Source organism: Photobacterium sp. J15, assembly GCF_963870815.1.
Taxonomy (GTDB): domain Bacteria; phylum Pseudomonadota; class Gammaproteobacteria; order Enterobacterales; family Vibrionaceae; genus Photobacterium; species Photobacterium marinum.
On sequence record NZ_CAWMUI010000001.1, the window covers coordinates 2,111,101 to 2,136,219 of the forward strand.

The 25,119-nt window shown below is 43.3% G+C and carries 24 protein-coding genes; 13 read left to right on the forward strand and 11 right to left on the reverse strand.

Annotation, left to right across the window (positions count from 1 at the left end; translation table 11 throughout):
- Positions 1-3: 3 nt before the first annotated feature.
- The 7 genes from AACQ93_RS09715 (at position 4) to AACQ93_RS09745 (ending at position 6,213) form a co-directional block, all read left to right on the forward strand.
- Positions 4-705: an ABC transporter permease gene (locus AACQ93_RS09715; RefSeq protein WP_007470433.1), complete on the forward strand. Its 702-nt coding sequence runs from the start codon at positions 4-6 to the stop codon at positions 703-705.
- A 15-nt stretch (positions 706-720) separates the two neighbouring features.
- Positions 721-1,425: an ABC transporter ATP-binding protein gene (locus AACQ93_RS09720; protein ID WP_007470431.1), complete on the forward strand. Its 705-nt coding sequence runs from the start codon at positions 721-723 to the stop codon at positions 1,423-1,425.
- Entirely contained in the window at positions 1,412-1,996 is a 585-nt protein-coding gene (mobA, locus tag AACQ93_RS09725) for a molybdenum cofactor guanylyltransferase MobA (protein WP_064604568.1), read from the forward strand. The genes AACQ93_RS09720 and mobA overlap by 14 nt, the downstream gene beginning before the upstream one ends.
- Complete coding sequence (locus AACQ93_RS09730) at positions 1,993-3,771, forward strand: bifunctional molybdopterin-guanine dinucleotide biosynthesis adaptor protein MobB/molybdopterin molybdotransferase MoeA (RefSeq protein WP_064604570.1); 1,779 nt, start codon at positions 1,993-1,995, stop codon at positions 3,769-3,771. Before mobA ends, AACQ93_RS09730 begins: the two co-directional genes overlap by 4 nt.
- A gap of 355 nt (positions 3,772-4,126) precedes the next feature.
- Complete coding sequence (locus tag AACQ93_RS09735) at positions 4,127-4,573, forward strand: NUDIX domain-containing protein (RefSeq protein ID WP_064604572.1); 447 nt, start codon at positions 4,127-4,129, stop codon at positions 4,571-4,573.
- A 235-nt stretch (positions 4,574-4,808) separates the two neighbouring features.
- The gene (locus tag AACQ93_RS09740; protein WP_064604574.1) at positions 4,809-5,528 is read left to right on the forward strand and encodes a DUF3581 domain-containing protein; all 720 of its coding nucleotides are present in this window, start codon (positions 4,809-4,811) and stop codon (positions 5,526-5,528) included.
- 139 nt (positions 5,529-5,667) lie between these two features.
- On the forward strand, positions 5,668-6,213 hold the full coding sequence (locus AACQ93_RS09745) for a hypothetical protein (RefSeq protein ID WP_084419087.1): 546 nt from the start codon (positions 5,668-5,670) through the stop codon (positions 6,211-6,213).
- An 80-nt stretch (positions 6,214-6,293) separates the two neighbouring features.
- Here AACQ93_RS09745 and AACQ93_RS09750 read toward each other — a convergent pair whose 3' ends face one another.
- The 3 genes from AACQ93_RS09750 to nagE all read right to left on the reverse strand — a co-directional run bounded on the left by AACQ93_RS09750 (position 6,294) and on the right by nagE (position 9,745).
- The gene (locus AACQ93_RS09750) at positions 6,294-7,622 is read right to left on the reverse strand and encodes a sensor histidine kinase (RefSeq protein ID WP_064604576.1); all 1,329 of its coding nucleotides are present in this window, start codon (positions 7,620-7,622) and stop codon (positions 6,294-6,296) included.
- Entirely contained in the window at positions 7,603-8,280 is a 678-nt protein-coding gene (locus tag AACQ93_RS09755; RefSeq protein ID WP_064604578.1) for a response regulator, read from the reverse strand. The genes AACQ93_RS09750 and AACQ93_RS09755 overlap by 20 nt, the downstream gene beginning before the upstream one ends.
- Positions 8,281-8,386: 106 nt before the next feature.
- Positions 8,387-9,745, reverse strand: coding sequence for an N-acetylglucosamine-specific PTS transporter subunit IIBC (gene nagE / locus AACQ93_RS09760; protein WP_064604580.1), 1,359 nt, complete (start codon positions 9,743-9,745; stop codon positions 8,387-8,389).
- A 943-nt stretch (positions 9,746-10,688) separates the two neighbouring features.
- On the opposite strand from nagE, the gene dgcN reads away from it, so the two are divergent.
- From dgcN to AACQ93_RS09785, 5 genes are all read left to right on the forward strand, one after another.
- Positions 10,689-11,693 carry an N-acetyltransferase DgcN gene (dgcN, locus tag AACQ93_RS09765; RefSeq protein ID WP_064604582.1) on the forward strand — a complete coding sequence of 335 codons (1,005 nt, stop codon included), beginning with the start codon at positions 10,689-10,691 and terminating at the stop codon, positions 11,691-11,693.
- Positions 11,694-11,706: 13 nt separating this feature from the next.
- The gene (gene dgcA, locus AACQ93_RS09770) at positions 11,707-12,675 is read left to right on the forward strand and encodes an N-acetyl-D-Glu racemase DgcA (RefSeq protein WP_064604584.1); all 969 of its coding nucleotides are present in this window, start codon (positions 11,707-11,709) and stop codon (positions 12,673-12,675) included.
- 267 nt (positions 12,676-12,942) lie between these two features.
- Positions 12,943-13,983, forward strand: a complete 1,041-nt coding sequence (rsgA, locus tag AACQ93_RS09775; RefSeq protein ID WP_064604586.1) for a ribosome small subunit-dependent GTPase A — start codon at positions 12,943-12,945, stop codon at positions 13,981-13,983.
- 480 nt (positions 13,984-14,463) lie between these two features.
- Positions 14,464-15,903, forward strand: coding sequence for a cytochrome-c peroxidase (locus AACQ93_RS09780; protein ID WP_064604587.1), 1,440 nt, complete (start codon positions 14,464-14,466; stop codon positions 15,901-15,903).
- 470 nt (positions 15,904-16,373) lie between these two features.
- The gene (locus AACQ93_RS09785) at positions 16,374-17,837 is read left to right on the forward strand and encodes a cytochrome-c peroxidase (protein ID WP_064604589.1); all 1,464 of its coding nucleotides are present in this window, start codon (positions 16,374-16,376) and stop codon (positions 17,835-17,837) included.
- 75 nt (positions 17,838-17,912) lie between these two features.
- Here the strand turns inward: AACQ93_RS09785 and AACQ93_RS09790 are convergent, their stop codons facing one another.
- On the reverse strand, positions 17,913-19,469 hold the full coding sequence (locus AACQ93_RS09790) for a BCCT family transporter (RefSeq protein ID WP_064604591.1): 1,557 nt from the start codon (positions 19,467-19,469) through the stop codon (positions 17,913-17,915).
- A gap of 358 nt (positions 19,470-19,827) precedes the next feature.
- Between AACQ93_RS09790 and AACQ93_RS09795 the strand changes: the two genes are divergently transcribed.
- Positions 19,828-20,532, forward strand: a complete 705-nt coding sequence (locus AACQ93_RS09795; protein WP_064604593.1) for a phosphatase PAP2 family protein — start codon at positions 19,828-19,830, stop codon at positions 20,530-20,532.
- 24 nt (positions 20,533-20,556) lie between these two features.
- Here AACQ93_RS09795 and AACQ93_RS09800 read toward each other — a convergent pair whose 3' ends face one another.
- From AACQ93_RS09800 to AACQ93_RS09830, 7 genes are all read right to left on the reverse strand, one after another.
- On the reverse strand, positions 20,557-20,871 hold the full coding sequence (locus AACQ93_RS09800; protein ID WP_064604595.1) for a hypothetical protein: 315 nt from the start codon (positions 20,869-20,871) through the stop codon (positions 20,557-20,559).
- A 3-nt stretch (positions 20,872-20,874) separates the two neighbouring features.
- Complete coding sequence (locus tag AACQ93_RS09805) at positions 20,875-21,654, reverse strand: hypothetical protein (RefSeq protein ID WP_064604597.1); 780 nt, start codon at positions 21,652-21,654, stop codon at positions 20,875-20,877.
- A 21-nt stretch (positions 21,655-21,675) separates the two neighbouring features.
- On the reverse strand, positions 21,676-22,233 hold the full coding sequence (locus AACQ93_RS09810; RefSeq protein ID WP_064604599.1) for a hypothetical protein: 558 nt from the start codon (positions 22,231-22,233) through the stop codon (positions 21,676-21,678).
- Between the two features lie 312 nt (positions 22,234-22,545).
- A complete protein-coding gene (locus tag AACQ93_RS09815) occupies positions 22,546-23,379 on the reverse strand; it encodes a CsgG/HfaB family protein (protein ID WP_007470398.1) in 834 nt (277 codons plus the stop codon).
- Positions 23,380-23,392: 13 nt separating this feature from the next.
- Positions 23,393-23,794, reverse strand: a complete 402-nt coding sequence (locus AACQ93_RS09820; RefSeq protein ID WP_007470396.1) for a curli assembly protein CsgF — start codon at positions 23,792-23,794, stop codon at positions 23,393-23,395.
- Positions 23,795-23,805: 11 nt separating this feature from the next.
- The gene (locus AACQ93_RS09825) at positions 23,806-24,255 is read right to left on the reverse strand and encodes a CsgE family curli-type amyloid fiber assembly protein (RefSeq protein WP_036801439.1); all 450 of its coding nucleotides are present in this window, start codon (positions 24,253-24,255) and stop codon (positions 23,806-23,808) included.
- The gene (locus AACQ93_RS09830) at positions 24,252-24,914 is read right to left on the reverse strand and encodes a LuxR C-terminal-related transcriptional regulator (RefSeq protein WP_064604601.1); all 663 of its coding nucleotides are present in this window, start codon (positions 24,912-24,914) and stop codon (positions 24,252-24,254) included. The genes AACQ93_RS09825 and AACQ93_RS09830 overlap by 4 nt, the downstream gene beginning before the upstream one ends.
- Positions 24,915-25,119 lie beyond the last annotated feature (205 nt).

Sequence of the window (25,119 nt, forward strand, 5' to 3'; positions counted from 1 at the left end):
TAAATGACTATCTGGCAAACCAGCCAACAAGCCGTTCAGCTTTTGCTGAGCGGCGATCCCGCTCTCTGGGGGATCGTTGGTGTTTCATTCTCTGTATCTCTGCTGGCAATCAGTATTGTGCTGCTGCCGGCTTTGCTTATTGCATTCGCCCTCGCCTACGGCAGATTTCCGGGGCGCTGGCTGCTTCTGTCTCTATTTAATACTTTTCAGTCAATCCCAACAGTGGTTATCGGCCTGCTGCTTTATATGCTGCTCTCACGATCAGGGCCACTTGGCGACTGGAAAATGCTCTTTACTCAACAAGCGATGATCCTGGGCCAGATGCTGATCTGCTTCCCTATCCTCGTCTCCATGATGCACGCGGCCTTTCAGCACAGTGACCGACGTGCCTGGGAAACTTCCATCACACTGGGCGCAAGCTATCCGAGAGCATTCGGCAGCCTGATGTGGGAAAGCCGTTTCTCACTGCTTGCCGCAGTCATTGCATCATTCAGCCGCATCATTACCGAAGTCGGCTGTTCCATGATGGTTGGCGGCAATATTATGAATTCTACCCGCAATATCCCGACCGCCATTGCGCTAGAAAGCTCAAAAGGCGCATTCGCTCAAGGTGTTGCCCTGGGTATGGTGCTATTAATTCTGGCACTGGTGTTAAACTTCTTTTTGTCTGTCGCTCGTGGTAAAGGCCACCTGCGCACTAACTAAGCCGGGGAACAGGTAATGTCTCAAATTTCTATCCAGGCAGAAAACCTATCGATCCGTTTCAAGGATCGCCTGCTTTTTCATATTCCTCAGCTTAGCCTTGGCCCTAAAGATGCTATCTATCTGAGCGGCGACAACGGTGTAGGCAAAACCACTCTTTTAAAAATTCTTTCCGGCCTGCAAAAACCGACTACCGGCCAGGTAAACCTGCATAAGCAGTCCTGGCTAAACCGTTTTTTCTGCGGTCAAACTCAGGGCGGGGTGATCTATATGCACCAGACGCCTTATATGTTTGACGGCACTGTGTTCGATAACGTCTGTTATGGTCTGAAATTCACCATCAGCAACCGCCAGCAGCGTCGAAATGAAGCCATCCATGCCCTTCGTATGGTAGGGTTGGAAACGCTGGCGGACGAACATATCTCCGTACTTTCAGGTGGTGAACGCCAGCGCGTGGCCATGGCGAGAGCATGGGTGCTGAAACCCGGCGTATTGCTGATGGATGAATCCAGCGCCAGCCTCGATCAGGAATCGATTGAGAGACAAGTTGTCCTCGCCAAAGACCTGCTTGAGCGCGGCACCAGCCTGGTTATAACCAGCCACCAGAAAAATGCCCTGACGGCCCTTTGCCGCCGCCAGTGGACAATAACAAAAACACAATTAGTAGAACGGGCAGATCTGCAGCTCGTCGATGAGGACAAGAATGACTATGCCTACGCCTGAGAACACAAGCTGGGTGATCCTGGCTGGCGGACAAGCCAGCCGTATGGGTGGAAACGACAAGGGACTAGTCGAACTGGCTGGACGGGCAATGATTGAGCATGTGATGGAAACGCTGAAGCCACAAACTGACGCCATCACCATCAATGCCAACCGCAACCAAGAGCGTTACCGTAGCTACGGCAAAGTATTCGGTGACCACATTCAGAACTATCCGGGTCCTTTGGGCGGAATGCATGCTGCCCTGCACCACCTTGACGATGAGTGGATTGGCTTTGTTCCCTGTGACTGCCCTCAGCTGCCACATGATTTGGTAGCGCGTATGAGCGCAGCATGCAGTAAAGATACTGACATTGCTGTCGCCCATGACGGCGAACATATTCAGCCTGTGGTTACACTGTTGAACCGCAGGGTCCTGCCTAAACTCGAAAAATTTCTTGAAAATGGCGATCGGAAAATCATTCTTCTTTACAAACAATGCAATATGACTACTGTTGATTTCAGTGATCAACCAAACGCGTTTGTGAACCTTAACACGCCAGAAGAACTACAAAAATTTGGACAGGAACTATGAGTCAGATTAATGCATCCCTGCCCCTGTTAGGCTTCGCGGCCTGGAGCGGTACAGGTAAAACCACCTTGCTGGAAGCCATGCTGCCTAAGCTTGTTGAGCGTGGCATCAGTGTCGGTGTTATCAAACACGCTCACCATAATTTCGACGTTGATAAAGAAGGTAAAGACAGCTACCGCCTGCGTAAAGCTGGTGCCGCACAAATGCTGATTTCATCCCGCTACCGCCGCGCACTGGTAACGGAAACACCCGATGAAGAAGCGAACCTTCCCCACCTAATCACACAACTGGATCAGACTGAACTTGACCTAATCCTGGTTGAAGGTTTCAAAAAGCTGGATTTCCCGAAAATCGAGCTTCACCGTGAAGAAATCGGCAAACCCTGGCTACATCCGGACGATAAAAACATCATTGCGGTTGCAGCTAACGTACCGGCGAAAACCGAACTTCCTCAGCTTGATATCAATGATCTTGATCAGTTAACAGATTTTGTTGTTGCTTTTGCTAAAAAAGATCAGGAGCCAACAGAAGCAGGATTCAGCTGTAGCGATCTTGAACAGTCAGGCATGTTGTCTGTAGATGAGGGCCGACAGCGCATTCTGAAACAAATCGTCCCACCAAACAACGAGCTTGAAGTATCACTTGAGCAGGCTCTGGGACAAATTGTCGCACGGGACATTCTGTCCCCGGTCAATGTTCCGCAGCACACCAATTCGGCAATGGATGGTTATGCGATCCGAGGCGATGATCTGGAACATGAAAGCTACCGCGTGGTTGCAGAAGTAATGGCTGGCCATAGCTATGATCAACCGCTGCAACAAGGTGAAGCGGTTCGAATCATGACCGGCGCACCGGTTCCGGCCAATGCTGATACCGTAATTATGCGTGAACAAGCACAACAGAATGGTGACACCGTCACCTTCGATACGACCAAAGGCCCAATTCGTGCAGGGCAGAATGTACGCCAAGCCGGTGAAGACTTGGCTATCGGTCAGACTGCTGTTTCAGCTGGTACCCAAATCACAGCGCCTGAGCTGGGGATGATCGCCTCTCTTGGCCTGAATTCAGTGTGTATCAACAAGCAGATTAAAGTCGCGATCTTCTCAACAGGTGATGAAGTTCAAGCACCGGGAGAAGAACAAAAGCAAAACTGCATTTATGATTCAAACAGATACACCCTGCGCGCCATGCTGACTAAAGTCGGCTGTGAAGTCATCGATCTTGGTATTATTGAAGACAGTGAAGCTGCGTTAGAAGCAACCTTAGAGAAAGCCAGCCAGCAAGCTGATGTGATTCTCTCTTCCGGTGGCGTTTCTGTCGGTGATGCGGATTACATCAAAACCATCCTCGACAAACTGGGCCAGATCAACTTCTGGCGTATCAACATGCGTCCAGGTCGTCCGCTTGCCTTTGGTCAAATTCGCCAGAAGCCGTTCTTTGGCCTGCCGGGTAACCCGGTGGCAGTCATGGTCGCCTTCCTGCAATTTGTAGAGCCTGCAATTCGTAAACTTCAGGGGATAGATAACTGGCAACCACAGGTATTTAAAGCTGTTGCGACAGAGAAACTTCGCTCACGTCCGGGACGAACTGAATACAGCCGTGGTGTTTTCAGTATCGATGCAAACGGACGCCTGGCGGTAAGAACAACTGGTCAGCAAGGTTCAGGTATTCTTCGTTCGATGAGTGAAGCAAACTGCCTGATTGAAATTGTGCCTGAACAACCTGGTGTTGAAATTGGTGAGAGAGTACGGGTAATTCCGCTACAAGGACGGGTGTAACCCTATTAACCTGCCGTCTTAACTAACAGATATTATTTAGCCCCCAGAAACAGTGATTGGTCACTACTTCTGGGGGCTTTTTTTTGCAGCTTCCGTGCTACTTTATTTTCCTGAGCTTCTACACGTCTAGAAGATGGTTATGCGTACTTTTTTGTACTTCTTATTTCGCTCAGATAAAGTAACCCTAGCCATGAAACCGTTCTTTTTTAATTTATAAAACAATGCTTTATAAGCATAGCCGATGTTTTTCAGGGGGGCATATTACATAATTATGCCCGTAGTTGCATCAAAAAAATCATACTTTTTCTGATTCATTTCTAAAATTAATGATCATGCTTCTGATTCGGAAAGAAATATGAACCCACGACTCTCAGTACGCGCAGTTTTTTACTGTCAACATCACATTTTGCTGTGTAAACATCAGGATGACCGTGGTTTTTGGTATATCACGCCCGGCGGTGGCGTTGAGCACGGCGAAACACTCGAAGAAGCATTTCATCGAGAACTAATGGAAGAATTGGGTATACAAGCAGAAATGGGTGACGTTTTATGCATCAGAGATTTAATCGCAGACCGCTCCCCTACACCTTACCTACCGGACCATTTCCACCAGCTTGAAGTCTTCGTTGAAGGTATTGAACCCAACTTTATCGCTCAGGCCAGCAATCTGGATCCTGCGCAAATTGGTTATGAGTGGGTTCATTTAGATAAACTCGACAACATTCTTTTCTTCCCCAAAGAGCTTGTGTCCGTGTTTCAGAACCGGGATTTTTCCACCATTTATCAGGGCCACAAACTATAATCAAACAGCAGGAAACAGTGCATAGTTAAACCACTGAATAACCTGAAATATAATTTACGAACACTGTCGATTTTAATTTTCTTGTTATTCAGAGAGTTAAGTGCAAGATGTTGCCTACATTTTTCTGCCAAGAGAATCAAGCTTTTTAGCTGTCTCACTGGCTAGACCAATTATTGTGAACATCTCATGTAGAATATTTGATAGTTCGATTAACGAAGGTATTCATAAGTTAGGCATGTTTTTAGAATCGTATTACTCAGAACAGAACGGTGAATTTTCTTTTACACGTGAGCAAGCAAGTCACTTTGCGAAAAAAATCGCCGGTGATTTCAATCCTATTCATGACGAAGATAACAAACGTTTCTGTGTTCCTGGTGATCTGCTTTTCTCTGTTGTTCTCTCCAAAGCAGGTTTGAGCCAAAAGATGCGTTTCGATTTCGCCGGTATGATCAATGACGGTGTCGCTTTGGGCCTTGAGCAGAAATCTGACAGCGAACTGTCAATGGTTGATGAAAAAGGGAAAGAGTACCTGCACATTACTCGTGAAGGTGATGTAACTAACAACCAGGCTCTGATTGAACAAGTGACTAAGAGCTATGTTCAGTTCTCTGGCATGAATTTCCCACACATCATGGTTCCGCTGATGGAGTCAAAGCAAATCATGATTAACCCAGCTCGCCCGCTGGTAATTTATGAAAGCATGGAGCTTGATTTCGAGCGTCTGGATATCACAGCACCCACTGTTGAACTAACAGGTTCTGATATCGATGTAGACGGCAAGCGCGGTAGCGTAACTCTGAAGTTCTGCTTTAAAGAAAACGGTGAAGTAGTCGGTACCGGCCGCAAACGTATGGTGATGAGTGGTCTGAAACCATACTGCCAGGATGATATCGATGATCTGGTTAACCGCTTCAATCAACGCAAAGTAGACTTTTCAGCCCTTCTTGCCGCGTAAATTCTGAAAAGACAGTCATTAAAAAGCCGACTTTATTGTCGGCTTTTTCAGTTTTGAGCATTCGCTCAGCCACGAGACATCCCCCCTATACTTTACAGGTTGGCACAATGCCAATTAATGAAGTAGTGGAGTAATAATCATGGCTAACTACTTAGTGCCTAAAATAGGCGTAGCTGCACTCCTGTGTTCAGCGAGCTTTATCAACACTGCATTCGCAAGTGACGATCTTGATGCACTTATCACCAGAGCAAAATCTGCAGCACCTGCCGCAATCAGTGACAACGCAACAGTTATTGTAAAAGGTAAGGAAGTTGTCAAAGGAAACAACGGCTGGACTTGCCTACCGGATACTTTCCCCGATGACGGTATGCCAATGTGTAACGATGCCGTTTGGATGGAAATGCTGGATGCAATGGTCAACAAAAAGGATTTCAAAGCAGACAAAATCGGAATTTCTTATATGTTACAAGGTGATCTTGGAGCGGGTGTCAGTAACTCAGATCCCTATCACCCGAATCCTAAGAAAGCCGATGACTATGTTGAAACCGGCCCTCACCTGATGATTATCGTGCCAAAAACAATGCTTGAAGGATTAACGGATGATCCTAGTACCGGCGGCCCATATGTAATGTGGAAAGATACCCCATATGTTCACATCATGGTGCCAGTAGCCGACAAGAAATGATGGCTATTTGCTAGCGACTTGCCCACCTTCGTGAACTACCTGTCACCAACATGGTGGGCAAGTCATTTTATATCATGAACTTATGCCCGGCCCGAAAACATCATTCTTGCCCGTAATCCTGGATAATTATCACCTAAAACCAGTTCGCCCCCATGCCTTTTCACGACAGCCTGAACCAAAGCCAAGCCCAAGCCATCTCCCTGAGTTGTTCTGCTTTGGTCACAACGATACATAGGCTCACACACCCGCGCTTTCTCTGTATTTGGTATGCCATCCCCATTATCACTGACAACAATGCCAAAGTTATCAACAACAATTTCGATCTCCCCTCCACTAGGTGTATATTTAATTGCGTTATCAACCAAATTAAACACAGCCCGAAAAATCAGGCCTGGCTCTCCTCCTAGCTCATATTTGCTGTCTTCTCGTAAAACTAAAGACTGTTCTTTTTCATCAGCAAGAGGCCTTAAAAAATCACACACATCAAAACACACCTGAGTTAAACAAACAGACTGTTTATTAATCAGAGTCTTACCACTGTTTAATCGAGCGATCTCTAACATGCCGTTGAAAAGCCCTAACAAAACTTCTAAATCTTCCAGGCAGGCTTCCAGTTCGTGACGCCGTTGCCTCTCTGAGCCAGCCTCTTCAGACAACAAAGCATCCAGCCTGAGTTTCATTCGCGCAATAGGCGTTCGCATATCATGAGCCATTCCTACCGTTAGTGCCTTTAGCGAAGATTCTTTCTTCTCAATCTGCTCAATCAGAAAATTTAAGTGAATAGCTAGAATATCGAATTCATCATTATTTAGGCTGACCGGTAACTTTACCTGCTTTTCCCCGCAAAGAACCCTATTCATCGCCTGATTAACCCGTTGCAACCTGGAATTAATGTTAGCGGCAAACAGAGCAGCACAAACCAGCATCAACACAGCAGGAATAAGTGCGCCTGATATAAGCATTGGCATTACACTTTCCCGGTAGCTCTGTTGTAACTCAGGACTGATACCAATAATCAACTGCTTATTATGATCGTAAAAAACCTTACCATCCAACAGAGGTTCATTAGAAAAAGCCTTTAGCCCACCAGCCAAGGCTGCCGGATATGTATGAGGACTACTCAACTCAGGCCGTAGCTGGACAGTATGATAGGAAAAAGGAGAATTCTGGCTGCGTCGTTTAGCGATCAAATCAGTAACCAGTGTCTTGTCGTCACGTTGTGCAAGCTGTCTGAAAAACTCGGTCTCAGAGGCCAGTTCGCGCTCCAATTGACTCCGGTGAAACGACTCTGAACTAAGAAACACCATATGTACTAACAAGGTATAGACGACACCTATACAGACAAAAAAATACAGCAGCGCTTTAAAAACATAAGAGCGATACAGTAAATCACGACTGACGGAGGACATAGCCAGCCCCTCGTATGGTGTGGATCAATGAAGGTAATCCATCAATATCTAATTTCTTACGCAAATTAGCGATATGTACATCTATCACATTAGTCTTAGGGTCAAAGTGATAGCTCCATACGGCCTCAAACAAACTCATCCGCGATACTACCTGCTCGGCGTGATCAAGAAAGTGTTGCAGCAACAGAAATTCTTTCTGCTGCAACCGGATTAATCGCCCGGATCGCCAGACACGATGTGATTTATGATCCAGCGTAAGATCTGCATATGTCATCTCACTCGACACAATTTCAGCAGCTCTGGTTCTGCGAACAAGTATTTGTACTCTGGCAATCAACTCCGCCAACGCAAAGGGTTTAATAAGATAATCATCACTGCCTGCCGTTAATCCGGTTACCCGATCTTCCACCGTATCCATCGCACTTAAAATCAGAACAGGCGTTCGATTCTCCGTTGCGCGCAGAGCCGCAAGTACTTTTAACCCATCCAATCCGGGCAACATGCGATCTAAAATAATCAGTTGATAATCACAGGTAGTCGCCATCATCAGCCCCTGATGACCATCTTCAGCTTCATCGACAACAAAATGGTGTTCCTTCAGCCCCTTAACAATAAAGTCGCGTGTCGTGGCATCATCTTCAATAACCAATATTTTCATGCAGTTACACTTCCCCTGTTGTTAATGGCAATGTACCAGAGGAAAGCGGCCTGCCTGAAGGCAGACCGCACACGGTTTAGGGGGAAACCGCATTTTTTTGTAATTGTTACAATGCTTTCAGTGCTGTTGCGACAGATTCAGCCTGTGGACCAAGAACAACCTGAACATTATTCGCTCCGACGTTCACCACTCCTTTAGCGCCTAGCTTCTTAAGCTTCTCATTATCGACTAGATTGCGCTCGACTACGGTCAGGCGAAGGCGGGTAATGCAAGCATCAATATCCGTTAAATTTGCTTTACCTCCAAGGGCACCCATATAACTTGTTACAAGTTCAGTCGATTCCGAGTCATCAGTAGCAGCCTCCACATCATCTTCACGGCCTGGTGTTTTAAGGTTAAATACCCGAATCGCAGTAACAAATACAACAAGATACACAGCTCCAAAAACCAGACCGACGGGAATCAACATCCAGGTATTTTTTGCAGCAGGAGCATTGAAGTTAAGAACATAATCAATAAGCCCGGCAGAGAAACTGAACACAAGATGGATATCCAACGCCTGCGCCACAACCAGACTGATCCCCATCAGAATGGCATGAACCACAAACAATGCTGGAGCCAAAAACATAAACAGAAACTCTAACGGTTCAGTAATCCCGGTCAGGAAGGAGGTGAATGCAACACTCGCCAGCATACCACCCACTTTTACCTTATTTTCAGCTTTCGCTGTAACATAGAAAGCGATCGCCGCTGCGGGTAAGCCAAACATCATTACCGGGAAGAAACCACTCAGCATAACTCCGGCACTTGGATCATTAGCCCAAAACCGGGAGATTTCTCCGGTCACACCGTTATATTCACCAAACACAAACCAAACCATTGTGTTAAGGATATGATGAAGGCCAAAAGGAATGAGCAGGCGGTTACCCACACCATAGCTGAAAGTACCGGCGGAACCACTCGACAACATCCACTCGCCCAGGCTATTAATCACAGCCTGAATCGGCGGCCAGATAATACTGAACGCCAGAGCTAACGCCAACGCACTCAAACCAGTGATAATCGGAACAAAGCGCTTTCCGGCGAAAAAGCCCAAGAACTCCGGTAACTTGATGGTATAAAAACGATTATATAAATGCCCGGCCACAACACCTGCAATAATGCCACCCGCCGCCCCCATATTGATGTCCTTATTCAACACCGACAAAGCCGCATTCATAACAAAGAGACCTACAACAGCAGCAATTGCCGCGGCAGCAGAATTATCTTTAGACAACCCCGCCGCTACTCCCATAGCAAACAGCAACGGAAGGTTATCAAAAATGGCCTGTCCCCCTTGAGCAATAAAACCGATATCAAGCAAATCCGGTTGTCCAAAACGCACTAAGATTCCAGCCACAGGCAAGACGGCAATCGGTAACATCAACGCCTTGCCTAATTTTTGAAAGTAACCAAGTATATTCATTTTTATCTCCATGATTTATTCACCCACTCCAACAAACCACCATCTATTAGCGCGTAACCAACAGTGACGACGAATGTAGTGCGAACTTAGTAATGTTTTTAAAATCATGGAGCCAGCTTAACCTGACGGTATTTAAGCCAACCTTTTGTCAGGATTAATTTTTTTTAATCCTGATTTTTTACATCAACTGCATCTAATAGCATCAACATCGGCTGTACTTGATAACAGCGTCTGTCATCGATTTCGTCCCTCCATTGCCACCAAACCGTAATTAAATTACAAATTAATCTGTAATTTAATTACACAAGTCACTTGCAAGGTGACGCAAGTCACACTAATATATTCAATGTGATGACAAACAAATCACAACACAGACTTAAAATGTAACTAAATTACAAAGGTGACAGTATGTTTGATTTGAATCAGTTTCTTGTAGCTCAGTACATGGTGAAACAGGCCAGCAAACAACAGCAGAAGCAAAACTCAGCAAAACGCTAATTACAGTTTGTTTAAATAAGGAGAAAACAATGAACGTTGAAAGCCTATTTGCAATGCGTTATCTGACTACAAAACGTATGCAGCAACAAAACACACCAAAGAAGAAATAATCGGTTAATTCACTGATTAGACTGTTTTAGGAGAAGGCTGCAAAACGCAGCTCTCCTGACCGGGACGGAAATCTCAAACCGCGCTTTACATACTACACCCCTAATAGATCTATCCGAGCTATTTACCAGCCAATATTTTCACAGAACCTTTTCCACAACATCATTTCCATAAATTTATTTCCTTCAAACAAATGACAGCAGAATGCTGTTATGTTTCTTCGCTTAGCCAATTGCTATAAACTCAAGTTATACCCTGCTAACAAATTTTATTCGGCATCGAATTACTGACATTTTTTAGTGGTATTCTTTGGTCTTCACATACTCAAGGACGTTGTATGCAAATTCCACAACCTTATCTTCTGTTTCTCGGTGATGTCACTGACCCACTGGCGGCCAAAACAGCCAGAGGAATTTTGAGCTGGCGCCCGGAGCTATGCGTCGGGCAATACAGACTAAATAGCGATACAGTATCAGTCGGACTTACTGATCTATCCTTACAGGAAGCAAAACAACAAGGTGCTAAGACCCTGATAATAGGCACAGCTAATGCCGGAGGGTTTCTCCCTCAAACGTGGTTGGAGACGCTAAAGCACGCACTTGAACTCGGCTTTAACATAGCCTCTGGTTTGCACCAGCGCCTTGCTGATATCCCTTCTCTCAACCAAACCGCAAAAGAGAACCATTGCCAACTGTTTGACGTTCGCCATTATGATCAACCGCTAGAAGTAGGCAACGGTAAAAAACGCCAGGGAAGAAGATTACTAACTGTGGGAACCGACTGCTCAGTCGGCAAAATGTATACCTCTCTCGCAATTGAGCGAGAAATGAAAGCTCAGGGTCTTAGAGCACAATTCCGGGCAACTGGACAAACAGGAATTCTGATTGCCGGACGAGGCATTTCTGTTGATGCCGTCATCGCTGATTTCATCGCAGGTGCAGCGGAAGCCATCAGTCCGGCTTTTACCGATCATGACTGGGATGTTATTGAAGGCCAGGGTTCTCTATTAAATCCGGCTTATGCCGGAGTCAGCCTTGGGCTTTTACATGGTTCTCAACCTGACGCTATGGTTTTATGTCACGAAGTCGGACGCCAACATATACGCCACTTCCCTCACATGTCGCTCCCTTCAATTCAGGAAACAATTGATGTCAACCTGAATGCTGCTCGGCTGACTAACAAAAATGCAGGATTCATCGGTATTTGTCTGAATTCTTCCTCACTAAATCAAGACGATGCCCTTGCACTATGTAAGAAAATGGAGCAACAATATCAAATGCCGGTAACCGATCCGGTTCGCTTTGGGGTTGCGACTATTGTTAACAACCTCCTCTCAATATAACGGGGGAAATAGAATGAAAATCAATGCCGTCCAAGAGCAATTCCCGCTTGCCCGTCCATTTACTATCTCTCGAGGCACCCGGACTCACCAGGATGTCGTCACGGTTACCATCAACGACGGTAAAACGTCGGCCAAAGGTGAATGCACCCCCTACCCCAGATATGGCGAGAGCATTGAGTCTGTCATCAAACAGGTTCACTCATTAAACTCGCTGCCGGACGGTGTTGAGCTTAACCGCGAGACTCTTCAACAACTACTTCCTGCCGGTGCGGCACGAAATGCTGTCGATTGCGCACTTTGGCGACTGGAGTTGCAACAGCAGTTTCCTTACCAAGCCTTCGATATCGAACCTGAAATCGTCACCGCAATGACTGTTTCGCTGGACAGCCCTGAAAAAATGGCCCAGCAAGCAAAAGATTTATGTAAACAAGGGGCAAGGTTACTAAAGATAAAGCTTAATGATGAACAAATCATTGAACGAGTGAACGCAGTACGAACTGTTGCTCCGGGAGCAGAACTAATCATTGATGCCAATGAGGCATGGGGAGAACTTGACCTGGAAAATATATTTAACCAGCTATCTCCTTTCCACATCAGAATGATTGAACAACCAGTACCAAAAGGACAGGATGCTCAACTACTCAGTATCAAGCACCCAATCACATTGTGCGCCGATGAAAGCTGCCATACCACTGATGATCTCGACGAACTAATCGGTTGCTACGAGATGATTAACATTAAGCTCGATAAGGCGGGCGGATTAACTGAAGCCCTGAAACTTGAAGCCAAAGCTCATCAACTTGGGTTTAAAGTAATGGTAGGTTGTATGGTCGGAAGCTCTCTGGCCATGGAAACAGCACTTCCTATTGCATCCAAAGCAGATCTTGTTGACCTCGACGGCCCGCTGCTGCTGAAGAAAGATCGTGTGAACGGGCTATTATATCGCCAAGGCGCAATTCAACTTAACGGCATTACAGCCTGATAAAAACGAGCAACCGTCAGAACACCTATGGTATTAGAGCCAAACTTTTGTTAAGTTCTGACGGTTGTATTAGCTATTTGTTAACTAATACAACCCTTATATCAACTAACGGAGGAAATTTTGATGATTGTAGTAAAAACTAACCGGGCTGAGCGAGACAACCAAATCTAATTCTCTCCCTCTTGCCCGGTCTTATACCGGGGCCAATCTTGCCCCTGAACATCAAAATTCTTTTATGACGCATAGCGCGTCAGGGGTAAATCTGTAATGTGTAAATCTATTTCCTTGTCTGAACTTGGATGGAAACCTTTTTTTCAACAACAACTCTCTCTTGATGAGTGGGAAACCGTTCATACAGCAAGAGTAATGGCTCAGCATCGTAGCCAGCTTGCTATCATGACTGAGTCTGGTGAACAAAGCCTGCCTGTCACGGCCAACATGCCTCCCCTTACTGTAGGTGACTGGATTCTGCTATCTCAAACGAATCAGTTTGTTCGACAACTTGAGCGAAGCTCTTTATTCAGTCGAAAAGCAGCCGGCAGTAAAGTGGATTCACAGTTAATTGCGGCCAATATTGATACGGTATTCATCGTTTGTTCAATGAATAATGACTTTAACCTTAATCGTATCGAACGCTATCTGACTCTCGCTAACGAAGCCGGTGTCGAACCTGTCATCGTACTGACCAAAGCTGATCTGTGTGATGACCCATCACAATATGTTCAGCAGGTACACCAACTTGATCCCATGCTGATGGTCGAAGCTGTTAACGGCCTTGAGCCGGACAGTACTTCTGTTCTCAGCTCATGGTGTCGACATGGTAAAACAGTTGCCTTTCTGGGCTCATCTGGCGCAGGGAAATCAACCCTGATCAATACCCTTCAGGGCTCTGAAATCCAACAAACCGGCGGTATTCGAGAAGATGACAGCAAGGGGCGTCACACCACAACCTCCAGATCTCTTCATCTGACTCCGGCTGGAGGGCTGTTACTGGACACTCCGGGAATGCGAGAGCTTCAACTCGCTGATTGTGAACAAGGGCTGGACACAACCTTTGCTGATATCAGCCTGCTAGCGGAACAATGTCGATTCTCGGACTGTCAGCACAACAATGAACCTGGCTGTGCTGTTCAGTTGGCAATAGCAAATGGCGATTTAGACGAAAGACGGCTGAATAACTACCACAAGCTGAATCGTGAGCAGGCATTTAACGGCGCAACACTTGCTGAAAGGCGCGCGAATGATCGAGCATTCGGCAAATTATGCAAAGCCTACCAAAAGGAAAAAAGGAGACAAAAAAATGGATAACGATGACTGTAAAATTAGTCAAAAAAGTATTTACAGCTAAGCCGGATATATAGCCATTCGGATTTAAATTAATCGAAAAGGCCTCAGCACGAGGCCTTTTAAAACCAAATGGAAAATTTAATTTCCACATATCAACTTACAACCCTGCCTGAGCACAAAGACAAAAACAACAGAGAGTGTAATGTTAAAAACTTTTTTTGCATGAATAGCCATTCAAATTACCATCAATATTGCACGATATTTTCTACACTCATTCTTGCCAATAAGACAAAAACAACAAATCACCATTTATTCAACAACATAAAAGAAAACCATATTTACCCGCTCCTTTCTCAAAAATGAGAAATGATTTCTTCCGCCAGCCCTATATTCCCAATTAGAGCTCACGAAAGTTGGCTAGGTACTTTCATTTGAGTTCTGCGATGAGCTTATTGCATGTAACAACCTAACAAAATAACTTCCGAAATAAGGTGCAATAGAATGACTCAATCAATCCCCATTTCAATGTCAACAACTATAAGAAAACAAAATAAGAGTTCTTTTTTTAAAAATGTGTTTTTAGTATTTATATATGGTACTTTTTTTTACTCATTTCAATCTTTAGCTAAATCACATGAATCAGAGCTGACATATATTGAAGAATTAGGAAAAAGGTTATTCTTTGAAAACATTTCAGACCCTGAAAGAATGTCATGCTCTTCATGCCATTTACCTGAAGCTGGTGGTACCAATGGCGTATCAGGTGTAAATAAACATCAAGTCGCCGTCACCGGCGCTGACCCACATACTGTCGGCACGCTAAAACCGCCTACAAATAAATACGTTCAATTCCTTGATCAAAGTGGTAACGTTCAGGGTCTGCCCCGTTTTAGTAATTGTGGTTCATTCCCTACTTTTACCTGTGGTGGTGCTTTTTGGAATGGTAGAGCCAAAGGTGACTCAATCGATAACATCGATATTTTCGTTAGTGACAAATACAAGGAAATGTACAGTAAATATTTAGGTCCTGTTACAGATCAGGCTCACGCCAGCCCTTTCGTTAATCCGGTAGAGCAAGGTAAGACAGACAAAATTGCAGTATGTGAACAAGTAGCTGCAACCAAATGGGGATCAGAGCTGTATAACTTTGCCTGGGGACTTGAACTCAGCTGCAATGAGCAATCCATAGATGAAGTTTTTGCAAGACTAGCGGTGTCGTTAGGCGCATGGCAGATGTCCTATGAAAATAATACCTTCGACTCAAAACGCGATATAGCTCTGAAGAATGATGCCGATGGTTCATTCCCGTTAGATGATTTTACCGATGAGGAAAACCTCGGTCATGATCTGTTTTATGGTGTAGCAGAGAACCGTGATGACCTTGGCTTTGGTCAAGCCAGATGCGTATTCTGTCACCTGAGCAGTATTGCCGACGGAACAGGTGAATTTGAACGTTACACTGATGATAGCTATCACAACATTGGTGTTCCGAGAAACTATGAAATCCCGGGTAGCCCTGCACCTGACATCGGCCTTGAGGCAACAACAGGTAATCCGGCTCATAAGGGTTCCCATAAAACACCAACATTGCGTAATCTGGATCAACGTCCCGGTGGCGGCTTTACAAAAGCCTACGGACACAATGGCTGGTTCAAAAGCATAGAGAGCATTGTACACTTTTATAACACGGCTATTATCAAGCCAACCTGCGAGAGTAAAGGCATTTTACAAGCAACAGAAAAACAAGCGCTGGCGAGTGATTGCTGGCCTGAACCAGAATTTCGAGATACCTCTGCCCTGGGATTTATTGGAAATCTTGGTTTGTCAGCATCCGACGAAGCGGCTATTGTTGCCTATCTCAAAACACTAACCGACAACAGTGTTGTTGAAGAACTTCATCCATATAAGTCAGGTGGCTTTGATGAATCCCGACTGAAATAAGAAAGACCATTTAAAGTGAGGCCATCAGTGCTAATAAATAAATTAGCAACTGAGCCTCACTTAATTCAAAATTAACCGGACTAGATAATTTACACAAACAAATTAAGACCGAATAAAATAATCATAGAATTACCTTTCATAAAAAAACAACATAGATAGATGTTTAACATCTCACTTCATACTGATTAGAAAACCAATTTACCTTCCTGACACAATTTAATTACGTTAACACGACTCCCCCTATCAAAAGCAAGCCACAAACCTCTCATATCTTTCACTTTATTAACTCAGGCAAAATAATGACACTATTTTCTTATTGTTATTAACTCTGAGAATTGTCTCTGTTTTGGAAGGGCTAGTTTTTCCATGAATAGAGCAACGCAATTTAATAACAGGAAATGGTGGATAACACATCATCTCATTATGGCTGGTCAATTTATAGAATCATCTTATGCATAAGGTGCAAAATAATGACTCAATTAACTCTCAGGAATAGTCAACCTGTTAAGGTTGCAACAACCAAACGAACACTCTTTACCTCACTAGGTCTTTTCATTGGAATCACTTTAACCACGACAAATGTTCAGGCTGATGAATCGGATCTCACCTATATTGAAGAATTTGGTAAACGCTTATTCTTTGCAAACATTTCAGATCCGACAAGACAGTCATGCTCTTCTTGTCATCTTCCTGCGGCCGGAGGTGTGAATGGTGTCTCAGGCGTGAACAAAAAACAGGTCGCAGTAACGGGCGCAGATCCACACACCGTTGGTAACCTCAAACCACCAACAAATAAGTATGTCCAATTCTTAACCTTAGATGGTCAGGTAAACGGACTACCAAACTTAACAAGCTGTGGGCGATTCCCTACCGGTGTATGTGGTGGCGCTTTCTGGAACGGACGGGCAAAAGGCGATTCAACAGACGGGCTGAACATCTTCATTAATGATCACTACAAAGAGTTATATAGCAAATACAAAGGGCCAATGACAGACCAAGCTCATGCCAGTCCCTTTATCAACCCCGTAGAGCAAGGAGTCGGTGAAGGCACGCAAGGGAAAATTGACACTTGTAAGCTTGTGGCTGACACGAAATGGGGTGCTGAGCTTTATAAATATACATGGGGGTTAGAGCTAGATTGTAAGGAAAAAGGTATTGATGAGGTATTCGCCCGCTTTGCTGTTTCTCTCGGCGCATGGCAAATGTCTTACGAAAATAACCCATACGACTCTAAGCGAGACTTTGCTTTAAAAAATGATGCTGACGGAAAGTTTCCTTTGGATGATTTCACAGACCAGGAAAACATGGGGCATGACCTGTTTTATGGTGTAGCTGAAAACCGAGATGATCTTCAGTTTGGTCAAGGTCGCTGCGGCTTCTGCCACCGTGGAGGAAACCGAGACGGAACATCAAAATTCGAACGGTATACGGATGACAGTTACCACAACATAGGTACCCCGAGAAACTATGAAATCCCTGGTCGACCAGAACCAGATAAAGGGCTACATACTACAACAGAGTCAATGGAAGAATTGTCCAATCCGTTCCACCTTGGCAGCCATAAAACGCCAACATTACGCAATGTAGATTTGCGATTAGGTAAGGGAACAACAAAAGCTTATGCTCATAACGGTTACTTTAAGAGCCTTGAAAGTATTGTTCACTTCTACAATACAGCGATTGCCAAACCATCTTGTGAGAGCAAGGGAATATCAGAAGCAACGGAGAAACAAGCTCTAGCAAACGATTGTTGGCCTCAGCCGGAATTCGGTGATACTTCAGCATTAGGCTTTATCGGCAATCTGGGATTAACCCCTGAAGATGAAGCAGCCATTGTCGCCTATCTGAAAACATTGTCAGACACAACGATTGTTCAAGCACCAAAACCCTATAAGTCGAAGAAATATGATGAGAAAAGGTTGACTCGTCACTAGCTTAAACGCAAAGCCGGTAGCTGATGATATCAACTACCGGCTTTAATCGGTTCAACAAAGCAGAAGTAATCCGGCTCAGTAATTAGAGTTCACGACCTGCGGTTCTTCCCAAGTCTGCTGATTCTTCTGTTGATTCATTCGCAGAACGGCCATCGGTCCAGTTATCAGTGTCGCGGCAACAAGCAAAGATACCGGCACTGCTGTAATCACAATGAATGACTGCAATGCGTTTAGGCCACCATCACCGGCCACCAACAACACTGCGGCCACACATCCCATCACAATCGCCCAGAACAGTCGCTGATACTTACTTGGCTCACTGTCACCCGATACAACCATAGAAATGGCATAAGCCATTGAGTCACCGGTTGTAACAACAAAGGTCGTTGTTAGTACCAGAAACGCCGGTACTAATACACTGCTGAAAGGCAGTTGCGACAATGACGCCAGCAACACAGCAGGCAAACCTGCCGCTTCAAGTGGTCCAGAGATACTTCCCGGCATTTGAAGCTCAAAAAAGATACCTGTGCCGCCAAGTACGGTAAACCAGAAGTTTGTCACGATCGGCGCACCAATTGCGACAGTAATGATTAACTCGCGAATGGTACGTCCTTCTGAAATTCGTGCGATGAAAATGGCCATCATCGGAGCAAAGCCAATAAACCATCCCCAGAAGAACCAAGTCCACCACGCGTTCCACGCCGGCGCTGATGTATTCAGGCTCATTGTTGGCAATTGATGCAGGTATTCTCCGAATGCTGCGCCAAATTGCTCGAAAATAAATTGTGTCGGTCCAAAAACCAACATCGCCATCAACAAGGCAAATGCACCGATAACGTTAACACGGCTCAGCCACTGAAGGCCTTTATCCATGCCGGAGAAAGCCGACATTGCATAAGCCGCCACAACAGCAGCAAGAATCGCTAACTGGTTATTAACGCTATTCTCTAGCCCGACAACAGATTCAAGGCTGTAACCCAACTGTGATGCAAGAAATCCGATTGGCCCGATAGTACCAGCAGCTACTGCAATCACAGAGCACGTATCGACAACAGAACCAAACCAGTGATTTTCAAGCTTGGTACCAAGTAATGGGTAGAGCAGCGCACGCGGACGCAACTTAACACCGGCTTGGTAATGCGCATACATAAGCACAATTGTCGCCAGCGTACCAAGCACAGCCCAGGCCAGAAAGCCCCAGTGCAAAAAGCTCTGACTCAGCGCAGGCGTTACTGCGTCAACTGTTGAGCCAGTCGCCAGTGGAAAACTTGGTGGCGGTGTAATGAAATGGTAGATAGGCTCAGCTGCAGACCAGAAAACCCCGCCCCCTGCCAACAGAGTACACATAATCATCGCAAGCCAGCGAAAAGTACCGATGGTTGGTTTTGGCTGAGATCCCATTCGGATTTTTCCGTACCGGGATACCGCAATGATGAGAGCAAGAGCGAAATTTACCACCATCAGCCATTGCCAGAAGGCGCCGAACTGTGCAGTGACAAAGGAGAACATTGACTGAATGACACTCGATACAAGCGACAAGTCAATGAGCGAGGAAAGGAGGAATAAACTAATAAACCCAATCGTTAGAGTTGGAACTAATTTATCACCAACCTTATGTGTAGAACTGTGCATAATATTCTCACTATTAATGTGAGGGGCAGCACATTAGCAGCTTAGACCCTATATAACCAGCAAAAAATGATTTTATTCCCCAAAAAAAAACTTTGATTTATCTCAAAAAACGTGAGCTAAAGCTGTACGTGATACATTACAAACGGGAAATTATGCGTGATGTTAACGAGTTAAGAGTATCGTTAAATAGTTAGAGCACGAAATAATTATCCATCACTAATGACTCTACTGTTTTCATTCCAAAGTGCAAAAAATCAACAACCACACAGCAAATCCATGTGAAATGACATTAATTTCACATGAACATCTCTAGGCTCTGTTAGAATTCATTCTCATATTTCTTCTTTCAAAGTTCAAAATGCTAACTTCCTCATTCATAACAAAAAAAATACCGGGATTTATTGCGCTGTTGATTTATGCCACCACCATGTCAGGCATTCTGATGTTCTTCTCAAAACCGACACTGATCGGCGAAGTCAGTGATGTGACAGGAGCTGCTTTTTCTCTGCTGACAGGCTCTGCCGGTAACCCTGGTTTTCTGGTCACTGTGGCAATACTCTCTCTTATCCCATTTCTATTGAAATTACCGAGAAAAAAAGTATTCATACTGGTTACTCAATTTGCTGTTTTGCTGGTTTTAAGTTTCGCCGCCAAAACGACATTAAAGCAGTTCACCGAAGTCCCCCGCCCGTACTCTTATCAGTTACAAAGCCTAGGCATTGTTGAATCAACAACAGGCTTCTACCAATTGACCAACGCAGAGAAAGATGCAGCGATTGAGGCAGCAACGAACAGTGTCAGTGATTGGCGGACATCACACTGGCAAGGAGAAACTAACTACTCCTTCCCTTCAGGCCATACGATTTTTGCAGCAATTTGTGTCGTTTTCTGGGGCGGTTTCTTCTGTCGCAGAAAAAACTTCATTCCGGCAGGAATCCTTATTCTTTGGGCAATTGGTGTTGGCGTAAGTCGAATCTGGCTGGGAATGCATTGGCCAACCGATGTGCTTGGCTCTATTGGTTGCGCCGCATTACTGTATTGTTTTCTGCCCGAGTGGGAATAAAAAGCCTAAAACACAAAACGCTTCTTACGAAGCGTTTTTTTCTGCTATGAAACAGTTATTGTCTATAACAAACGTACTGGATACGGTGCTGCTCAGTTCAACTGGAAAATCAGACTTGCTAAATGACAAGGAACTAACTGAGTTTCCGCTCGAACCTGAAGATACTCTGTTGTTTGATCCAGTCACAACATTAAGCTTCACATGATGGCTTGTGTTATTGGCGATAACTAATTTGATTGTATCGTCTTTAACGTCACAGCCAATATTCAGGGGGTTGAAATTTGCTGCATTCACCAGGAATGCAGCAAACAGTGAAGCAATTGTGGTTATCAATTTCATATCTTAGTTCTGAGTAACACCTACGTAGTTACCTGATGAATAATCTGAGATATGAACAAGAGAGTACTGTGCATAACCATACTGGCTAACGTATACAGTGTTATAATCAGAGTAATTAGTAATATCAACATCTGAATAATGGTAGTCACCATCTTGTGAAACACCTACATAGTTATAATCTGAATCGTAAGTGATATCGACTGCAGAAACATTGTAAGAACCATATTGACTAACATAAACCCCATTATAATCAGAACCACCAGAAATCAGTACGTCTGAGTCATTTGAATACCCATATTGATAAACATCTACATAGTTGCCGTTTGAGTTATAATCAATTGTTACATCTGAATCGTTATAGTAGCCATCTTGATAAACATAGACACTGTTATATCCTGAATAGTTGTCAATAATCACATCTGAACTATTATATGAACCATACTGAGCAACACCGACGTAATTATCATCTGAGTTATGTTTGATCTCTACGTTAGAGTAATTGCCATATCCACCTTGATAAATATATACATCGTTATAATCAGAGCCACCCTTAATCTTCACATATGAGCTGTTGTAATCACCACCCTGGTCAACATCTACATAGTTATAATCAGAGTCATACGCGATCTTCACTTTTGAAAAATTATCATCGCCATACTGATCAACATAAACATCATTATAATCAGAGTCATATTTAATTTTAACAATTGACTCGTTATCATATGATGCCACTGCAGAGGCAGATGCTAATGCTGCTGAAATTAATAGAGCTAGATTTTTCATTGTATTTTCCTTAAAGTAAATTTACCGGATGGTGATACCTTTGTTCATCCCATTAATGATCACATGAGTTTGACCACCATTCTGGGTTATATCAGTTTTAAAATATTGAACATTACTTTTTTGTACAATCAGAGCTTTATTATCATCATTATATTGTGTTATCTGTCCTTGATTACCCTCTCCTTTTTGTAAAATGGCGGCTTCATTATCATTTCCATATTGCTTAATTAACCCGGCATTACCTGAGCCATATTCAGTGATATGTGCGGTATTCCGATTTCCATATTGGTTTATATAAGCGATATTCCCACTGCCATATTGTGCAATATAGGCATCATTGTTCTCGCCTTTTTGCAAAACTTTAGCTGAGTTACCATATCCTTGATTATAATCATCCTGGATAATATCAACCCTGCCATTATATGCATTATTCAATTCAACTGACGCATAGTTATCATAACCATACTGAAGCTCAGAAAGATGACTCAACTCATTTAACGCAAGATCACTAGCTTGCGAATTACAACAAATAAAAGTAACTGTTGAGACGCAAATTTGTGCAATAGTTATTTTTTTCATTTCCTACAGGTCAAATATATTCAACTTGTGATTATATTATTGCCCACCTGTTAATTTAATCCGTAAACTGGTGTATGAATCTGACAATTAAATCCTAGTAAAAACAAACGAATCATAAGTTAATTCACCTATAAAAAAGTACTACCTCCCTCTCATTAATAATCGTTGAATGTTTAATAAATACTTATAATCAACAACTTAAATTAGAACGCTGAATTTTACACACCATCTCATTATCAACATAACCATGATAAAAAAATGACATAAAAAAACCCTCTAAAAGAGGGTTTAGTTTTAACCATTCATCTGGTGTTAAATAATCGGTTTTGATCTATTCATATACTCTTGGATTATTGGATGCTGTAGATCCTCTCCACGTAACGGCTCCCATAAACCAGTCTTTATACCGTCAACAATGACATGAACAACTGCTGCATCAATAGCAGACATAACAGCCAGGTTAACAGGCTCATTTGTTGTATAACCAAGTTCGGCTTCTAACAGATCCTTATAATCAACAAATTTAAATACACCTGTCTGAAGTTCTTTCGATAAAATCGTTTTACTTGTTGTAACACTTAATAATATTCTACCAGTTCGAACATCGACAGCTCTGATATTGACTGTTACCTGATCCGTTCGGTATTGCCCAGAAGCCCCCACGCCTAAGTATCTGGCTCCAGCGCCTCCCGTCTGAATATTTGTGTCATACGCAACAATACCTCCTTCTACCATGATATTTGCAGAAGCAAGTGAGGGTAAATGGACACCATGATTAGTTGGTATCTCATCTTTTTTCTGTGCAGCTCTTATTATCTTCCTTTCAGTTAACAAATTTTGTAAGCCTTCCCGTTCTAATGGCATAAACCACCGTGAATCGAGTAAAGCTGTTGTTAACAAAGCGGCTCCCCCCTGCGGAACAGCTGTGGAAAAGTTACTATTGGGCTGCGGTTTATATTGCCCAGTTTGATCTCGAAAATCATAAACAGAAACATAAACCTTTCCTTTCGGTAACGGTAAAGAAACCAAATCCTGATAGGCCGTCCCTCTGGCCATTAATGTAGGTTCTTTACTTGTCTCTGGTATATCCATTGACGTTGAACAACCAGATAAAAAGAGCAAGCATCCCCAAGCTAAAGCTTTCATCAAAAATATCTCCTTATAAATCAGGCACCAGCCCGCTTACCTGTATCGTTGATGATTCGCCAGTTAATTTATCCGTAATCTGAATAGTCAGGCTGCCATTGTCATCCAGTACATTAAGCAAAAAATCATCTGTCGCTAGCTGTCCTGTATTACCTTCTCCGACATCTGATAACAGTTGACTTATCAACCTTGACTCTAAACTTGCGGCTAGTCGCTCCAGATCTGTTTGTTCCGTTAATAAATCATCCTGTGGTGCTTTATGATCATTTATAGCATTGGCAATACCCAATAAATGATTACTATTTAATGGATTACCACCAAAACTCGGATTAATTGGTGTATATACCAATTCTGTTGCTGACACACTGGCTGAAACCAGAATTGAGCCAGCAATTATGCGTCCATACCGTTTCATCTTAAATCCTCTCAGATTTCATCATAATCCACATCGAAGGTATCTTTTAAGTATCGCTCGAGCCGCCATTTCACCATGTAAGATCCTACAGCTTTAACAGCATCATTTGCTTTAGATTCTATCTGTTGTATACCTGGTGAAAGAGCTGTTCGATAAATAATAGTCTGCCGATGAAATATCGTAATAATACTTCCAGAAAGTGCTGTTGCTCTTTCTTTTACAGTTAAATTCTCTTCTAGGTCTTCATATTTATCATTAAGCAATTGCGAAAATACTGAATAAAACTCTCCGCCAAAGCGAGTCATTGTTCGATCAATAACGACACCACTAATTTCATTTAAGTCGTCAAGGGATTTGCCATTTTCTAACGGCGGTCCGTTTTCTAAAGGCTTTTGTTCTCCCGCATTAATTCCGGTAGAAACTAAAATGACTGAACACAGGCCAACCTTGAATATATTCATAACGGCAAGCTATTGGTTTGATTGTTTTTCGCCCACATAAATGCTTGCATTCGATTCTTAACGTTTATTTTTTTGAATACATTATATAGGTGTGTTTTTACTGTGTTTTCACTAACAAATAAGCTTTCTGCTATCTCGTTATTGGAAGCTCCCATAACAAGTAACTGAAGAATCTCTTTTTCACGTGTAGTTAATTTAACTGTGGGTTGCACTGTTAGTGAATTACTCTTTCTGTATAGAGCAATTATTTCCTGTGTCAGGGGGCGACTTAACCATAACTCCCCACTAATTATTTTTTGCATTCCTTTGGAAACAACATCAAGTCCATCACCAACATAAAAAAGTCCAACTATATTTGGCCACTTTGATACCATTGCAGCATCAAAAGATATCGGTGTATTAATCATTACCTGATAGGAATCTATATGATTATCAACAACATATTTAACGAATAAATCCAGCGATTTGTCATCTATATGTGAATAATCCATGATAAATAGCACAGGCTGTTTACTGCCGAATTTTAATTGTTCTAAACCGTCAATTGTGACATTTTTGATCGTGATGCCGACTGATTTTTCTAGAAACCCTCTAAAAAATGATGATTGCAAGCTGGAGTCACAGATGAATATCAATTCATTACATTTTATTCCACTCATCATATTCCCTTGTTATTTAATATCTTATTACTAAGACTTTATTAAAGGTAGATGATAATGTTAGGACATCAAGACAAAATTCTCAGCCTGTTGACTAATGACATTATGTTACTGAAAGATAAGGATTATTGCAGGTCTTAGTATTAAGACAAGAGTGACTTTTTACTCGAATGAGATTTAATAAAATTTTAACAATGGTTTTAAT

Excerpts from the sequence above, each read along its gene's own strand:
- AACQ93_RS09780 (WP_064604587.1), top strand. The coding sequence starts at position 14,464 with ATGACTCAATCAATCCCCATTTCAATGTCAACAACTATAAGAAAACAA.
- AACQ93_RS09830 (WP_064604601.1), bottom strand. The coding sequence starts at position 24,914 with ATGAGTGGAATAAAATGTAATGAATTGATATTCATCTGTGACTCCAGC.
- nagE (WP_064604580.1), bottom strand. The coding sequence starts at position 9,745 with ATGAATATACTTGGTTACTTTCAAAAATTAGGCAAGGCGTTGATGTTA.
- AACQ93_RS09790 (WP_064604591.1), bottom strand. The coding sequence starts at position 19,469 with ATGCACAGTTCTACACATAAGGTTGGTGATAAATTAGTTCCAACTCTA.
- AACQ93_RS09785 (WP_064604589.1), top strand. The coding sequence starts at position 16,374 with ATGACTCAATTAACTCTCAGGAATAGTCAACCTGTTAAGGTTGCAACA.
- mobA (WP_064604568.1), top strand. The coding sequence starts at position 1,412 with ATGCCTACGCCTGAGAACACAAGCTGGGTGATCCTGGCTGGCGGACAA.
- AACQ93_RS09795 (WP_064604593.1), top strand. The coding sequence starts at position 19,828 with ATGCTAACTTCCTCATTCATAACAAAAAAAATACCGGGATTTATTGCG.
- dgcA (WP_064604584.1), top strand. The coding sequence starts at position 11,707 with ATGAAAATCAATGCCGTCCAAGAGCAATTCCCGCTTGCCCGTCCATTT.
- AACQ93_RS09755 (WP_064604578.1), bottom strand. The coding sequence starts at position 8,280 with ATGAAAATATTGGTTATTGAAGATGATGCCACGACACGCGACTTTATT.
- AACQ93_RS09825 (WP_036801439.1), bottom strand. The coding sequence starts at position 24,255 with ATGAATATATTCAAGGTTGGCCTGTGTTCAGTCATTTTAGTTTCTACC.
- rsgA (WP_064604586.1), top strand. The coding sequence starts at position 12,943 with ATGTGTAAATCTATTTCCTTGTCTGAACTTGGATGGAAACCTTTTTTT.
- AACQ93_RS09810 (WP_064604599.1), bottom strand. The coding sequence starts at position 22,233 with ATGAAAAAAATAACTATTGCACAAATTTGCGTCTCAACAGTTACTTTT.
- AACQ93_RS09730 (WP_064604570.1), top strand. The coding sequence starts at position 1,993 with ATGAGTCAGATTAATGCATCCCTGCCCCTGTTAGGCTTCGCGGCCTGG.
- AACQ93_RS09820 (WP_007470396.1), bottom strand. The coding sequence starts at position 23,794 with ATGAAACGGTATGGACGCATAATTGCTGGCTCAATTCTGGTTTCAGCC.
- AACQ93_RS09720 (WP_007470431.1), top strand. The coding sequence starts at position 721 with ATGTCTCAAATTTCTATCCAGGCAGAAAACCTATCGATCCGTTTCAAG.
- AACQ93_RS09735 (WP_064604572.1), top strand. The coding sequence starts at position 4,127 with ATGAACCCACGACTCTCAGTACGCGCAGTTTTTTACTGTCAACATCAC.
- AACQ93_RS09750 (WP_064604576.1), bottom strand. The coding sequence starts at position 7,622 with ATGTCCTCCGTCAGTCGTGATTTACTGTATCGCTCTTATGTTTTTAAA.
- AACQ93_RS09740 (WP_064604574.1), top strand. The coding sequence starts at position 4,809 with ATGTTTTTAGAATCGTATTACTCAGAACAGAACGGTGAATTTTCTTTT.
- AACQ93_RS09745 (WP_084419087.1), top strand. The coding sequence starts at position 5,668 with ATGGCTAACTACTTAGTGCCTAAAATAGGCGTAGCTGCACTCCTGTGT.
- AACQ93_RS09805 (WP_064604597.1), bottom strand. The coding sequence starts at position 21,654 with ATGAAAAATCTAGCTCTATTAATTTCAGCAGCATTAGCATCTGCCTCT.
- AACQ93_RS09815 (WP_007470398.1), bottom strand. The coding sequence starts at position 23,379 with ATGAAAGCTTTAGCTTGGGGATGCTTGCTCTTTTTATCTGGTTGTTCA.
- AACQ93_RS09715 (WP_007470433.1), top strand. The coding sequence starts at position 4 with ATGACTATCTGGCAAACCAGCCAACAAGCCGTTCAGCTTTTGCTGAGC.
- dgcN (WP_064604582.1), top strand. The coding sequence starts at position 10,689 with ATGCAAATTCCACAACCTTATCTTCTGTTTCTCGGTGATGTCACTGAC.
- AACQ93_RS09800 (WP_064604595.1), bottom strand. The coding sequence starts at position 20,871 with ATGAAATTGATAACCACAATTGCTTCACTGTTTGCTGCATTCCTGGTG.